This is a genomic window from Streptomyces enissocaesilis, from assembly GCF_039533765.1.
In the GTDB taxonomy this organism is placed as follows: domain Bacteria; phylum Actinomycetota; class Actinomycetes; order Streptomycetales; family Streptomycetaceae; genus Streptomyces; species Streptomyces enissocaesilis.
The window spans coordinates 142495-156993 of the sequence record NZ_BAAAUD010000053.1 but is presented as its reverse complement, the minus strand read 5'-3'; the positions used below and the strand labels follow the sequence as shown (position 1 = coordinate 156993).

The following is a 14499-nucleotide window of genomic DNA, read 5'->3' as shown; positions in this document are numbered from 1 at the left end:
CGGACGCCGGTGATGAACACGGCGCCGTACATCGGGGAGTCCCGGCTCCCGGCGCACCAGCAGCGCTCCGGCGGCGGTGGGGACGACGGGACCAGCAGGTGGCGCCGCTCGTGTACGGCACCCGCGTGGACGCCGGTCGTGCACCACGCCGCATGGTCGCGCACGGGGGTGCGCCGGCCGGGCAGCCGGACGGGCGCGACGACCGGGACGCCCGCGTCCGGGCCTCAGCCGGCGCGGGGTGGCAGCAGGGTGGAGCGGCGTACGACCAGTTCGGGCCGGAGCACCACACGCTGGTGCTGGTGCTGGTGCTGGTGCTCATGCTCGTGGCCGGGGTCCGGCGCGGTGGCGGTCCCGGTCTCCTCCAGGAGGAGGCCGGTGGCCATGGCGCCCATGGTCGGGGCGGGCCGGCGCACCGAGGTGAGGGGGACGGCGGCGGCCGCGGCGAATTCGATGTCGTCGTACCCGACGATGGCCAGCCGGTCCGGCACGCCGACACCGGCCGCGTACATCGCCTGGAGCACACCGAGCGCGAGCAGGTCGTTGGCGCAGAAAACGGCGGTGGGCCGGTGTGCCTCGGGCAGGCCGAGCAGCCGGGCGCCCGCGTCGCGGCCCGCCGCCACGTCGAGGCGGCCGGTGGGGATCTCCTTGAGGGCGCCGGGTTCCAGGCCCGCTTCGGCCAGGGCCGTGCGGGCACCGTCGCGGCGGTCCTTGACCTGCTGGAGCCGGGCGGGGCCACCGACGAACGCGATGTCGCGGTGGCCCGCGTCGACGAGGTGGCGTACGGCGAGTGCCCCGCCGGTGACGTCGTCGACGGAGACGGAGCACCCGTCCCGCCCCTCGGCGACGCGGTCGACGAGGACGAAGGGGATGCCGTGGCGGCGGAAGTCCTCGACGGTGCGGCCGGTGGCATCGGCGGGCGTGAGCAGCACGCCGCGTACCCGCTGTTCGGCGAAGAGGCCCAGGTAGCCGGCCTCCTCGGCGGGACTCTGGCCGCTGTTGCAGAGCATGACGCCGAGCCCTGCCGCGCGCGCCGCACGCTCGGCGCCGCGCGCGACCTCCACGAAGAACGGGTTGCCCATGTCGAGTACGAGCAGGGCGATCATGCGGCTGCGGCCCGCCCGGAGCTGACGCGCGGAATCACTGCGCACGTAGCCCAGCCGGCTGATCGCGGACAGCACCCGGCCCCGGGTCGGTACGGCGACGGTTTCGGGGCGGTTGAGGACGTTCGAGACCGTACCGACCGAGACTCCGGCGGCGCGGGCCACGTCCTTGATGCCTGCCGGTTGTGCCGTGGTCAAGATCCTGCCCTCTCCTTCGGCCGGCGTGCGGGTGGGTCCGGAGCCGTCATGAACGGGTCGGTACGCGATGCCCTTACGACCAGGGCAGGGTGGCGGGTGAGGGGGTGCCGGGTGCCGGCCGCACCGCATCAGCCGGGGCGCCGAGCGGCGTTCCCGGGTCCGACGCGGTGCGGCTGATCGCGAAGAGGCGGCTTCCGGTGGGGGTGGGGCGTACCGCGCGGGCTACGGCATCCGGTCGCCGATCAGCGCCAGGTTCTCGATGGCGGCCAGGCCGTACAGCGCGGTGTCGTTGGTGTGGACCCAGTTCGCCTCGCTGCCCGGCACGAGCGCGACCGGTCCGCTCACCTTCTCCGTGGTCCACGGCGACGACTCCTTGTAGCCGTCGCTGTTGTAGAACTTCTCCCACGCGCGCTTGGCCAGCTTCTCGTCGCCGCTCTGCACCGCCGCGTACGCGTCGAGCCGCGAGTGTCCCTGGAAGAGGATCAGCGAGCCGAAGTTCCTGCCGTAGCGCGCGGCCTGTTCGGCCTTGGTGGCGTTGAAGTAGCGGCAGTAGTCGAGGTACGCCTCCTTGAACTCCGGCATGTCGACGAGGTGGATCAGCTCGGCGCACAGCTCGTTCAGTCCGAAGACCGCCGACAGGTGCGAGACCTCGACCTTGGCCTCCTTCGCGACGGCGAACCGGCCGGTGTCCAGGTCGTACAGACCGCTGCCCTGGACGAAGCCGTTGGGCTGGGCGGCGATCGTCTCCATGGTGGACAGCACCCGGGCCTTGGCCTTGGCCGCCTTGGGGCCGCCGCGTTCCCACTCGGTGAGCCAGGCCGAGACCAGTCCGCTCCAGTCGGTGCCGAAGCCGACGGACAGGGCGTGCCGGTCGGGGGTGTACGGCTCGGTGCGGATCTTGCGGATCGGGTCGAGGGCGAGGAAGGTCTCGTCGGAGTCGACGTTGGCGTGCATGAGGTCGCCGGTGCGTTCGTCGGCGGTGAGGAAGTAGTAGAAGCGGCGGTAGGTGGTGTTGGCGATGCGCTGCTGCTTGGCGCTGTCGGCGTAGTGCTGGATGCCGTGCCGGGTGCCGAGGCCGGCCCAGGTGCCGAGGTGGTAGACGTCGACCTCGCCGGTGTGGCGGGTCATGGCCTCGGCGAAGCGGAAGATGTCGGCGCGGCCCGAGCGCAGGTAGGCGTACCAGAGCCAGAGGTCGGGCGAGAGCTCGGAGTTGTCCCAGGCGTAGCCGCCGACGTCGTAGCGCCACTGGTGGCGGGCCGGGTCGTAGCTGTGCATGACGTCGCCGTAGTCCCAGAAGCCGTACCAGCGCCGCATCTCGACCTGGTCCTTGTAGTAGGTGAAGAGGAAGTCCAGGTGGTCCTCGATCTTCGCCTTGGCGGGCACGGACCGGTCGGGTTCGGAGAACAGGCCGCCGAAGACCTTGGCCTTGACCAGCTGCCGGGGCGGGGCGGCGAGCTGGGGCGGGGTGCGCACGGCCGTCACCTCCCGCGCCAGCGCGGCGGCGTCCGGCGTGGAGCCGTGGGCCCAGAAGAGGAGTTCGCTGGTGCGGGCGATGCCGTACGGGGTGCCGAAGCCGGGCTCGTAGTCCTCGTAGGTGATGTTGAGACCTTCGAGCTGCTCGGCGTACGTGTCCTGGCCCAGGCCGTCGTGGTAGAAGCGCAGGTCCATGGGCGGGGCCTCGGGCGACCAGAGCCAGAGCGTGACCTCGGCCTCGTCGGTGTGCGCGCCGCGGACGTCGAGTCCGGCGGGGTGCTTCTCCCAGAAGTCGCGCAGCCCGAAGGAGAGCCCGCCGCTCGCCCCGCCGACGTAACCGAAGCCGGAGGCGCGGCGCCCGCCGCCGGCCGGGATCCAGCCGTGGCCCTCCTTGGTGCGCTTGCGCAGGGTGAAGCCGTCGGCGGAGAGCTGGCTGAGGGTGTAGTCCCCCCAGGTGGGGACGAGGTGGAGGCGGCTGGTGACGCGCTGGTCCCAGGTGGCCGGGTCGGGCAGCTTCTTCCCCTCGAACTGCGCGGCCTGGACGGCGGCCCCCGGGTCGCGGCGCAGGCCCGTGACGCCCTTGACGGCTTCGCGCAGCAGGCCCGTGCCGTCGCCGCCGATCCGGATGTGGCGGTCGTACGCCTCGTCGCGCATCGGCACGGTGAAGCGGACGCCGAGGCCGCGGACGAAGTCGCCGCTCGCCTTGCCGGGCTCCTGGGTGCCGTCGTACGTGATGGTGTGCACCATGCGGAACGACTCGGCGCCCGCGTAGAAGTAGAGGCGGACGGAGAACGGCAGCCAGCTGCGGTTTCCGCGGCGGTGCCTGCCGTCGATGCGGACGACGGCGCGGACGGGTCCGTCCTGTTCCACCACGGCCTCGGAGATGGCGCTCTCGAAGCGTTCGTACTTCGTGCTCCCCTGGTCGCCGTCCTCGATCTCGCCCTGTCTGAGGAGGACGAGCCGTCCGTCCTTGGCGATCTCGGTGGCGCCACGGCGGACGGACTTCACCAGGGTCGAACCGCTCTTGCCGATCTTCGCGGTGATGACGCCCGTGGACACGTCGATCGTGCCGCCGCCTCCGGAGACCGTGACCTCGCGGGCGGGCGCGGCCGGCGTTCCGGCGCTGAGCGTGAACGCGGCGGCGGTCGTCTCGGGGCCGATGGCGTGCGCGGTCCACTTCAGCGAACCGTCGGGCCAGTGGGCGAGCGGCCAGGACTGGACGGGGACGTCCTCGCCCTCGGCGGTGGTGAGCGTGAACGTCTGGTCCTCGTCGTACGCGCCCTTGGGCCACGGCACTCCGAGGGTGGTGCCGGGGGCGGCTCCCAGGCCCGTGTCCTCCAGCCACTTCAGGGTCACGGGGTCCGTGTCGGAGGCGTCGGCCCCGGGCGCGGCCTGGGCGCGGGGGGTGCCCAGCGCCCAGCTGAACTGGGCGGCGGCGCCGGCCACCGCCGCCGCCTTGAGGAGGGATCTGCGGGGGATCGAAGACATGGTCGTGCCCTTCCGTGGTGTGGGTGTGGGGCCGTGGTGCGGGTGAGGGAGGCGGCGGCCTCAGCGGGACGCGTACCGTCGCTCCACGGCGACGGCCGCCGCCGTGACGGCGCCGGCCACCGGAACGGCCAGCGGCGCCACGAACCAGGCGGAGGCGGCGACCACCGCGAATCCGCCGACGATCAGGAGCGATCCGGCGGGGTCGAGGACCGTACGCCGGCCCGCCGCCGCCAGCAGGACGCGCCAGGAGGCCGCCGGCCGCCAGTCGGCGGCCGCCCGCAGCGCCGCCACCGCGCAGCCGGTGAAGGCGAGGATGCCCACCGTGCCGACGAGGGGGCCGCCGGGCAGGCCCGCTCGTACCGCCGCGAGGTCCAGCCACAGCAGCCAGGCCGCCGCCCAGCCGGCCAGGCCCACGGCCCAGCCCCGCCGGGCCGCCGAACGGAGGTCGGCGGCGAACTCCCGCCATCCGGCGCTCTCCTCGCCGGCCAGATGGCGTCGCAGGTGCCGCGCCCCGGCGGCGAGCGCCGCGGGCCACGTCACCAGCGGGAGCGAGGCGAGGGCGATCCACACGCCGGTGAGCAGGCACTCGGCGAAGACACCGAAGCGCTCGTGGAAGCGGGCCACGGCCGGTCAGCCCTTCAGGCCGGAGGTGGCCATGCCGTCGATGAGGTAGCGCTGGAAGGCGAGGAAGAACGCCAGCACGGGCAGCAGTGCCACCAGCGACATGGCGATCATGCCGCCGTAGTCGGCGACCGCGTCCTGGTCGACGAACATCTTCAGCCCCAGCGAGACGGTGTACTTCTCGGGTTCGTTGAGGTAGAGCAACGGGCCCATGAAGTCGTTCCAGGCGTTGATGAAGGTGAAGATCGCGCTGGTGATCAGGGCGGGGCGGCACAGGGGCAGCACGATGGACCAGTAGATCCGGAAGTGTCCGCAGCCGTCCAGGCGCGCCGCCTCGTCCAGTTCCCTGGGCAGGGCGCGCATGAACTGGACCATGAGGAAGACGAAGAAGGCGTCGACGGCCAGGTACTTGCCGAGCAGCAGCGGGACCATCGTGTTGATCAGTTCCAGCTTCTGGAACAGCACGTACTGCGGGATCATCAGGACGTGGTACGGCAGCAGCAGCGTGCCGATCATCAGGGTGAAGAGGAGGTTGCGTCCCGCGAACCTGATCCTGGTGAAGGCGTAGGCGGCCAGCGAGCAGGAGATCACCACTCCGCCGACCGAACCCACCGCCAGCACGGTGGAGTTGATGAAGAAGGTGGAGATGGGGATGCCCGCGATGCCTTCGGTGAGCCGCGTGTAGTTGGCCACGATCGGATCGGTCGGCAGCAGGTCGAGGCTGCCGACGATCTCGTTGCCGGGCTTGAAGGAGCCGCCGAGCACCCAGATCACCGGGTAGAGCACGACGGCGAGCACCGCCAGGGCGCCCAGGTGCCAGCCGAGTGATCCGGCGTGCCCCCGCCGGCTTGACGAGGTGGGGTCGGAAGTCAGGGTCACCGGGCGTTCTCCTCGTAGTGCACCCAGCGCTTCTGCGACCAGAACAGCACCGCCGTCACCAGGCCGACCGCTATCAGCAGCATCCAGGCCATGGCGGAGGCGAAGCCCATCCGGCTGTTCTCGAAGCCCTGCTGGTAGAGGTAACAGGTGTAGACGAGCGTGGCGTCGGCGGGTCCGCAGGGGTTGCCCTGGCCGCCGAGGATGTACGCGGAGCCGAAGATCTGGAAGGAGTGGATGGTTTCCAGCAGGACGTTGAAGAAGAGCACCGGGGAGATCATCGGCAGGGTGATGTTCCAGAACCGGCGCCAGGGACCGGCGCCGTCCATCTCGGCCGCTTCGTACAGCTCGCGCGGCACCTGCTTCAGCCCGGCCAGGAAGATGACCATGGGCGCGCCGAACTGCCAGACGGTGAGCGCGACCAGGGCGTACAGGATCATGTCGGGGTCGCCGACCCAGCCGCCGGCGTCCATGCCGAAGAGCTGCTGCGTACGGTCGACCACGGCGTCGTCGGTGAAGAGCGCCCGCCACACGACGGCGACGGAGACGCTCGCGCCGATCAGGGACGGGGCGTAGAACGCGGCCCGGTAGAAGGCCTGGCCGCGGCGGCTCTGGGCGAGCAGCAGGGCGACGCCGAGTGCGGCGGCGAGTTTCAGCGGCGTACCGATGACGACGTACTTGACCGTGACCTCGACCGACTTCTGCCAGCGGGGGTCGGCGAACATGTCGCTGAAGTTCCGGAGGCCGACCCACTGGGGCGCGTCGAAGAGGTTGTAGTCGGTGAAGGCGAAGTAGAGCGAGGCGGCCATGGGGCCCGCCGTGAGGAGCAGGAAGCCGGCGATCCAGGGCGACATGAAGAGGTAGCCGGCGAGGTTCTCTCGGCGGCTGTTGCGCCGCAGTTCGGCGGAGGGCGGCGCGCCGCCCCGGCCGGGGCCGGGCGGGGGCTCGGCGCGGGCGGCCGCCCGCGGCGGGGGCGGGGCATGTCCGGTGTGCGTCACGGTCCGCCCCATCAGGCGTTCGCGGTGAAGGCCGTCTTCGCCTCCGTGAAGAACTTGTCGACCGCCTCGCCCGGTGACGCCTTGTCGAGGCTCATCTCGGTGGCGAGGCGCAGGAAGGCCGCCTCGACGACGTCGGCGCCGGCGGGGTGCGGGGTGATGGGTTCGAGCACGCCCGTCTCGGCGATCTTCGTCTCGTACGCCGAGATCTGCCTGCTCACCTTGTCGGTGGGCTCGAAGGCCTCGAACTGCTCGGTGGTGGAGAGCACTCCGCGGTCGTAGCCCATGATCCGGCCCACCTCCGGGTCGTGGACCATGAAGTTGATGAAGGTGGCCACTTCCTCGGGGTGCTTGGTACGGGCGGTGCCGCTGAGCATCAGGGAGCCGAGGTACTGGCCGGTCTTCTTGCCGTCGGTCGTCGGTATGGGCGCGATGCCGTACGAGCTCTTTCCCTCGGCGGCGTAGCGGACGGTGAAGTTGTCCCAGGTGAACTCGCCCGCCGAAAGGCCCCCGGCGGTCGCGGCCTTGGGCTTGATCTGCTCGGCCTTCTTGGCATCGGTGTAGACGCCGGACCTGATTCGTTTCATTGCCTCGGTCCACTCGGCTTCGAGGTCGCTCTCCTGGAAGCCGAGTCCGTCCTCGGTGAAGAACGCCTTGCCCTGCTGGCGCAGCTTCAGGTCGTAGTAGTACATGATCGAGTGCGGTCCCGAGTCGCCCGCGACACCGGTCCTGCTCTTGATCCTCTCCAGCCCGGCGTACCAGTCGTCCCAGGTCCAGCCGAACTCGGGCGTGACGCCGGCCTTCTCGTAGACCTTCTCGTCGATGATGTAGCCCATCGAGTTCGAGCCGACCGGCAGGCCGAGCAGCCCGCCGTCGATCTCGGCGAACTTCTCCAGACCGGCGCGGAAGTTGTCGGTACTGAGGTTGCCCGCCTCGACCTGGGGGTTCAGGTCGAGGAGCACGTTGCGGGCGGCGTACTTGCGCAGGAAGGTCACCGCGTTCTGGATGACGTCCGGCGCGTTGCCGCCCGCGGCCTGCGTGTTGAATTTCTTCCAGAAGTCCAGGTAGGGCTGGAAGTCCGTCTTGACCTTGATCTTCGGGTGCTTCTTCTCGAAGAGCGCGATCGACTCGTTGATCTTCTTGGCGCGGTCGTCGGCGCCCCACCAGGCATACCTGATGGTCACCGGGCCGCCGGAAGAGCCGCTGCCGCCCCCGCACCCCGCGGCGGTCAGCCCCGCGGTCGCCAGTGAGGCGCCGGCCGCCTTCAGGAAGGTACGCCTCTCGACATGCCTGGTTGTGCGCATGGTTCACCCCTTCAGCCGGCGATTGAATCGTTTTAGGAAAGCGCTTGCCGGGGCAATGTACGAGTGCCCGCCGGGCCCGTCAACGGTTTGCGCAGGAGGTCGGCCAATCGGCCGTCGGGCGTACGGCCCGGCACCGCGCCCGCGTCGGCGACTGAGCCACGGACGCGGGCGGGGACGGGGACGGGAGGTGACGCGGGCGCGTCAGGGGCGGCCCTTGCCGATCAGCCGGACCGGTCCGTCCGCGACGGGGACGCCGAAGTCCGGGGTCCCGTCCGGCTTCCAGCGCAGACGCTGGACGCGGGTGTGCCGGTTGGGGTCGTGCAGCGGGTCGCCGCTGATCTCCCTGTACTGCCGGGCGTGGTAGACGAGGACGTCGGTACGGCCGTCCTCGGCGACGGTGAAGGAGTTGTGCCCCGGGCCGTACTGGCGGGTCGTGTCGTTGCTCGTGAAGACCGGCACCGGCGACTTGGCCCAGGCGCCGGGGGCGAGCAGATCGGCGCCCTCGTCGGCGGTGAGCAGGCCCATGCAGTAGTTCGCGTCGGTCGCGCTCGCCGAGTACGTCATGAAGAGGCGGCCGTTGCGCCGGATCACCGCGGGCCCCTCGTTGACCTTGAAGCCGATGCGCTCCCAGTCGTACTCGGGCGTGGTCAGGCGCACCTGGGGTCCCGTGAGGGTCCACGGATTCGCCATCCGGGAGAGGAAGACACCCGTGTTGTGGTCGATTCCGGGCTCGTGCTGCGCCCAGGCGAGGTAGCGGCCGCCCCGGTGCGTGAAGGTGGTGGCGTCCAGCGAGAAGGTGTCCCAGGCGGTGGTGAGCTGCCCCCTCTCGGTCCAGGTCCCCTTGAAGGGGTCGGCGTTCCGGTTCTCCAGGACCCAGATGCGGATCTTCCAGACGTCGTCGGCGGGCGCGGCGGCGAAGTAGATGTACCAGGCCCCGTCGACGTGGTGGATCTCGGGTGCCCAGATGTGCGCCGCCATGTCGCCGGTGGTGTGCCGGCGCCAGATGACGGACTCCTCGGCCGTCGCCAGTCCGGCGAGGGTGCGGGAGCGGCGCAGGATGATCCGGTCGTACTCGGGCGAAGTGGCGGTGAAGTAGTAACGGCGGTCGGTGTGGCGGTGGATGTGCGGGTCGGCGCGGTGGCGGACCAGGGGGTTGGCGGGGGCGGCGACGGCGTGGGCGGGGGTCGCAACGGCGGGGACGGCGGCGACGGCGCCCAGCGCGAGGGCGCCCTTCAGCACTCCTCGACGGGTGGCCGGTATGTGATCGCGGCTCACGGAGCCCTCCTCAGGGAAGCGTTCGATATATCGAACGACGTACGAGATCCTGTGCAGCGGAGACGGTAATCGGGAGCGGGCGCGCACACCAGCCCCTTGGGGCACGGACCAAGGGCTTTCCGTTCGACCACCCGGACGCCGGGCTTGGTTTCGAACGGATTCCGTCCGGGGGCCTTGCCGGTGCGCCGGGCGGGGCGTTAGCGTCCGGCACCGTCAGGGCGTCGCGCCCTGCGGGGCTCTCCCCCTGCCCGCCCCTTCTCGCTCCTTCCCCGACTGGGGCAAACCCCGGACCCCGGCGCCCTTCGGGCGTGCCCTCGGTCTCCCCCCGGACTTCGTCCGGGGGGAGACCGACGGGCTCGAGGGTGCCGCTCGCGGTCGAGGACCGGGGACGGGCCCGAGCCCACCACCCGAAAGGACCCCCGCCCTTGCGCCCCCGCCTCCTGTTGCCCCTGCTGTCCCTGCTCGCCGGCCTGCTGGCCGTACCGGGGAGCGGCCTCGCCCACGCGGGGCCCGCGCCCGGCGACGACGCCGCGGCCACCGCCCTGGCCGCCCGGGAACTCACCGTCCACCACCTCGACGACGTACGCGGAAATCTCACGCTGCCCACCGCGGGCCCCCACCGTACGGCCGTCCGCTGGGCCTCCGCCGAGCCCGCCGTCATCGACCCCACCGGTCTCGTGCACCGGCCCGGGCACGGCAAGGGCCCCCGCACCGTGGAGCTCACCGCGACCGTCACCCGTGGCGAGGCCCGGGCGCGCCGCACGTTCACGGCCACCGTTCCCGCGCTGCCCAAGAAGCGGAAGTACACCGGCTACGCCTTCAGTTACTTCACCGGCGAGGGAACGCCCGACGGCGAGCAGGTCCGGATGGCGCTCAGCCGGGGCAACGACCCCCTGCACTGGCAGGAGCTGAACGGCGGCAGGCCGGTGCTCACGTCCACGCTCGGCACCAAGGGGCTGCGCGACCCGTTCGTCGTCCGCTCCCCCGAGGGCGACAAGTTCTACCAGATAGCCACCGACCTGCGGATGCACGGCGGCAGCGGCGGCAGCTGGGACCAGGTGCAGCGCACCGGCAGCAGGTCCGTCATGGTGTGGGAGTCCACCGACCTCGTCCACTGGACCGACCAGCGCCTGGTGCAGGTCTCCCCCGACACGGCGGGCAACACCTGGGCGCCGGAGGCGTACTACGACGAGAAGCTCGGCTCGTACGTCGTCTTCTGGGCCTCCAAGGTGTACGCCGCCGACGACCCGGGCCACACCGGCACCACGTACAACAAGATGCTGTACGCCACCACGCGCGACTTCCACACCTTCAGTGAGCCCAAGGTCTGGAACGACCCCGGCTACTCCGTCATCGACTCGACGGTGATCCGCCACGACGGCAGCTACTACCGCTTCACCAAGGACGAGCGGAACAACTCCTCGACCACCCCGTGCTCCAAGTTCATCACCGCCGAGAAGTCCGACGACCTGCGCTCCACGGCGTACGGCTTCGTCGCCGACTGCATCGGCAAGGGCGCGATCGCGCGCGGTGAGGGGCCGACGGTCTTCAAGTCCAACACCGAGGAGAAGTGGTACCTGTTCATCGACGAGTTCGGCGGCCGCGGCTACCTCCCCTTCGAGACCACCGACCTCGACTCGGGCACCTGGACGGTGTCCGAGAACTTCGAGCTGCCGGCCAGCCCCCGGCACGGCACGGTGCTGCCGGTGACGAAGGCGGAGTACGCGCGGCTGCTGGAGGCGTACGCCCGCTGAGGCAACTGCCGCACAGCGCGCGGAAGTTCTTTTGCGCGAAACATTGACGGCACATGGCTGCGGGCTTAGCTTCATCGCGTCGTACTTCGTACGTCATATATGAGACGCGATACACGAGATATGTGAGTGCCCATGGCTTTCGCTCCGAGCCCGATCCCCTCCCGCACGCAGTACGTGCTGGAGGGGATCAAACACGCCATCCTCACCGGCGGCCTCAGCCCCGGGCAGGCCCTGGTCGAGACCGAACTGGCCGCCCAGTTCGGGGTGTCCAAGACCCCGGTGCGTGAGGCGCTCAAGACCCTGGCCGGCACCGGGCTCGTCGTGATGAACCAGTACAAGGGCGTCACCGTACGGACCGTCGACGCGGCCATGGCGCGCGAGGTGTACGACGTACGGCTGCTGCTCGAACCGGAGGCGCTGCGCCGCACCATCGCCTCCCGGGCCTCCCTGGAAGCGGCCCGCGAGGCGCTCGTCAGGGCCGCCGAGGCCACCGACCGGGCCGAACGCTCGCTGGCCAACCGGGAGTTCCACCGCGCGCTCTACCTGCCGTGCGGAAACCCGCTGCTCGCCAGGATGCTGGACGAGGTGCGCGACCAGGCGGCCCTCGTCTCGACCGTCGCCTGGGCCGCCGTCCCGTCCTGGGAGCGGGAGGCCCGGGAGCACCTGGAGATCCTGCGGCTCGCGCTCGACGGCGACGCCCGGGGCGCCGCCCGCGCCCTGCACGCCCACATCGCCGACTTCGTCCAGCGTGCCTTCCCGGAGGGGGATCCCGTATGACCAGCGCAGACTTCTCCGCCCTGCGGAGCGCCCTCGCCGATGTGGTGGCGATACCGGTGACCCCGTTCGCCGCCGACGGCTCCCTGGACACCGCCGCTCACCGCGCGCTGCTCGGCCGGCTGCTGGACGGAGGCGTACGGACCCTGACGCCGAACGGGAACACGGGCGAGTTCTACGCGCTGACCCCGCCGGAGCGCCGCGCCGTCACCGAACTGACCGTCGAGGAGGCGGGCGGCCGGGCCGCGGTCCTCGTCGGCGTCGGACACGACGTGCCGACCGCCGTCGCCGCCGCCGAGCACGCCCGGGACGCGGGCGCCGAGATGCTGATGGTGCATCAGCCCGTCCATCCGTACGTCTCGCACGACGGCTGGACCGACTACCACCGCGCCATCGCCGACGCCGTCCCCGGGCTCGGGATCGTCCCGTACGTCCGCGATCCGCAGCTGAGCGCGGAGAGCCTCGCCGCGCTGGGCGAAGCCTGTCCCAACGTCATCGGCGTGAAGTACGCCGTGCCGGACACGGCGCGCTTCGCCGCCTTCGCTCGGGACGCGGGCCTGGACCGTTTCGTCTGGGTCGCCGGGCTCGCCGAGCTGTACGCCGTTCCCTACTTCGCGGTCGGCGCCACCGGGTTCACCTCGGGACTGGTCAATGTCGCCCCGTCCGTGTCGCTGGGCATGCTCGACGCGCTGCGCGCGGGCGACTACCCGGCCGCGATGAAGACCTGGGAGCAGATCCGCCCCTTCGAGGAGCTGCGGGCGGCCCGGCAGTCCGCCGACAACGTCACCGTGGTGAAGGAGGCCCTGGCCTCCCTCGGCCTGTGCCGGCGCGAGGTGCGCGCACCCAGCCGGATCCTGCCCGAGGACCGGCGCGCCGAGATCGCGGAGCTCGTGGCGGGGTGGTCCATATGAGCGCCCGGCCGCCGGAGGAGCTGCGCAGCCATCAGTGGTACGGGACGGACGGGCTCCGCTCGTTCAGTCACCGCGCCCGGACCCGTCAGCTCGGCTACCTCCCCGAGGAGCACCTGGGCAAGCCGGTCGTCGCGGTCCTCAACACCTGGTCCGACATCAACCCGTGCCACGTCCACCTGCGGGACCGGGCGCAGGCGGTGAAGCGCGGGGTGTGGCAGGCGGGGGGCTTCCCGCTGGAGTTCCCGGTCTCCACGCTCTCGGAGACCTTCCAGAAGCCGACCCCGATGCTCTACCGGAACATGCTCGCGATGGAGACGGAGGAGTTGCTGCGCTCCTATCCCGTCGACGGCGCCGTGCTGCTCGGCGGCTGCGACAAGTCGACGCCCGCGCTGCTGATGGGCGCCGCGTCCGTCGACCTGCCGGCCGTCTTCGTCCCGGCCGGGCCCATGCTGCCGGGCCACTGGCGCAACGAGGTCCTCGGCTCCGGCACCGACATGTGGAAGTACTGGGACGACAAGCGGGCCGGGCTGATCGGCGACGCCGAGATGGCGGAGCTGGAGAACGGGCTCGCCCGCTCCCCCGGCACCTGCATGACGATGGGCACGGCCTCGACGCTGACCGCCGCGGCCGAGGCGCTGGGCGTCACCCTGCCCGGCGCGTCGTCCGTACCGGCCGTGGACTCCGGGCACGACCGGATGGCGGCGGCCTCGGGCCGCCGGATCGTCGAGCTCGTGCACCGCGACCTGAAGCTGTCGCGGATCCTGACCCGCGACGCGTACGAGGACGCGGTCGCGACCGTGCTGGCGCTGGGCGGTTCGACGAACGCCGTGATCCATCTGATCGCGATGGCGGGACGCTCCCAGGTCCCGCTGGCGCTGGACGACTTCGACCGGATCGCGCGGACCGTGCCGGTGCTCGCGAACCTGCGGCCGGGCGGCCAGTACCTGATGGAGGACTTCCACTTCGCGGGCGGGCTTCCGGCGTTCCTGGCGCGGCTCACGGACGTGCTCCACCTGGACCGGCCGACCGTGGCGCACGACTCGCTGCGCGAGCAGCTGGCGGGCGCACGGGTGCACAACCCCGAAGTGATCAGGCCGCGTTCGAAGCCGCTCGCGGAAGAGGGCGGGGTCGCGGTACTGCGCGGCAACCTGTGCCCGGACGGCGCGGTCATCAAGCACATCGCCGCCGAGCCGCACCTGCTGCGCCACACCGGCCCCGCGGTCGTCTTCGACGACTACAGGACCATGCAGCGCACCATCAACGATCCGTCGCTCGGCATCACCGCCGACACCGTGCTCGTGCTGCGCAACGCCGGCCCCAAGGGCGGCCCCGGGATGCCCGAGTACGGGATGCTGCCGATCCCCGACCACCTGCTCAAGGAGGGGGTCCGGGACATGGTGCGGATCTCCGACGCCCGGATGAGCGGCACGAGTTACGGCACGTGCGTGCTGCACGTCGCCCCGGAGTCGTACGTGGGCGGGCCGCTCGCGCTCGTACGGTCCGGGGACGCGATCACCCTCGACGTAGCGGCCCGGTCGCTGCGGCTCGACGTGCCGGACGAGGAGCTGGAGCGGCGCAGGGCCGAGTGGAGCCCGCCGCCCGCGAAGTACGAGCGCGGCTACGGGGCGCTGTACAGCGAACAGATCACCCAGGCCGACACCGGCTGCGACTTCGCTTTCCTCTCCCGGCCGGGGGAAGTCCCCGATCCGTACGCGGGCTGAGTCCGTCCG

Annotated in this window: 10 protein-coding genes and 1 pseudogene; 4 read left to right on the top strand and 7 right to left on the bottom strand. The window is 71.3% G+C overall.

Going from position 1 to position 14499, the window contains the following annotated elements; all coding sequences use genetic code 11:
* Positions 1–224: 224 nt before the first annotated feature.
* The 7 genes from ABD374_RS27915 to ABD374_RS27885 all read right to left on the bottom strand — a co-directional run bounded on the left by ABD374_RS27915 (position 225) and on the right by ABD374_RS27885 (position 9330).
* Complete coding sequence (locus ABD374_RS27915) at positions 225–1427, bottom strand: LacI family DNA-binding transcriptional regulator (protein WP_425577377.1); 1203 nt, start codon at positions 1425–1427, stop codon at positions 225–227.
* A gap of 93 nt (positions 1428–1520) precedes the next feature.
* Entirely contained in the window at positions 1521–4259 is a 2739-nt protein-coding gene (locus ABD374_RS27910; RefSeq protein WP_344498713.1) for an exo-rhamnogalacturonan lyase family protein, read from the bottom strand.
* Positions 4260–4319: 60 nt separating this feature from the next.
* A complete protein-coding gene (locus ABD374_RS27905) occupies positions 4320–4883 on the bottom strand; it encodes a hypothetical protein (protein WP_344498711.1) in 564 nt (187 codons plus the stop codon).
* A gap of 6 nt (positions 4884–4889) precedes the next feature.
* Positions 4890–5759 carry a carbohydrate ABC transporter permease gene (locus ABD374_RS27900; RefSeq protein ID WP_344498709.1) on the bottom strand — a complete coding sequence of 290 codons (870 nt, stop codon included), beginning with the start codon at positions 5757–5759 and terminating at the stop codon, positions 4890–4892.
* Positions 5756–6766: a carbohydrate ABC transporter permease gene (locus ABD374_RS27895; protein WP_344498707.1), complete on the bottom strand. Its 1011-nt coding sequence runs from the start codon at positions 6764–6766 to the stop codon at positions 5756–5758. The genes ABD374_RS27900 and ABD374_RS27895 overlap by 4 nt, the downstream gene beginning before the upstream one ends.
* Entirely contained in the window at positions 6766–8055 is a 1290-nt protein-coding gene (locus ABD374_RS27890; RefSeq protein WP_344498705.1) for an ABC transporter substrate-binding protein, read from the bottom strand. The genes ABD374_RS27895 and ABD374_RS27890 overlap by 1 nt, the downstream gene beginning before the upstream one ends.
* A gap of 201 nt (positions 8056–8256) precedes the next feature.
* Entirely contained in the window at positions 8257–9330 is a 1074-nt protein-coding gene (locus tag ABD374_RS27885; RefSeq protein ID WP_344498703.1) for a glycoside hydrolase family 43 protein, read from the bottom strand.
* 521 nt (positions 9331–9851) lie between these two features.
* On the opposite strand from ABD374_RS27885, the pseudogene ABD374_RS27880 reads away from it, so the two are divergent.
* The 4 genes and pseudogenes from ABD374_RS27880 to araD all read left to right on the top strand — a co-directional run.
* A pseudogene (locus ABD374_RS27880) lies at positions 9852–11075 on the top strand (immunoglobulin-like domain-containing protein); the annotation flags it as partial.
* Between the two features lie 141 nt (positions 11076–11216).
* Positions 11217–11861: a GntR family transcriptional regulator gene (locus tag ABD374_RS27875; protein WP_344498701.1), complete on the top strand. Its 645-nt coding sequence runs from the start codon at positions 11217–11219 to the stop codon at positions 11859–11861.
* Positions 11858–12769, top strand: a complete 912-nt coding sequence (locus ABD374_RS27870; protein WP_344498700.1) for a dihydrodipicolinate synthase family protein — start codon at positions 11858–11860, stop codon at positions 12767–12769. The genes ABD374_RS27875 and ABD374_RS27870 overlap by 4 nt, the downstream gene beginning before the upstream one ends.
* A complete protein-coding gene (gene araD / locus ABD374_RS27865) occupies positions 12766–14490 on the top strand; it encodes an L-arabinonate dehydratase (protein ID WP_344498698.1) in 1725 nt (574 codons plus the stop codon). Before ABD374_RS27870 ends, araD begins: the two co-directional genes overlap by 4 nt.
* Positions 14491–14499: the final 9 nt, after the last annotated feature.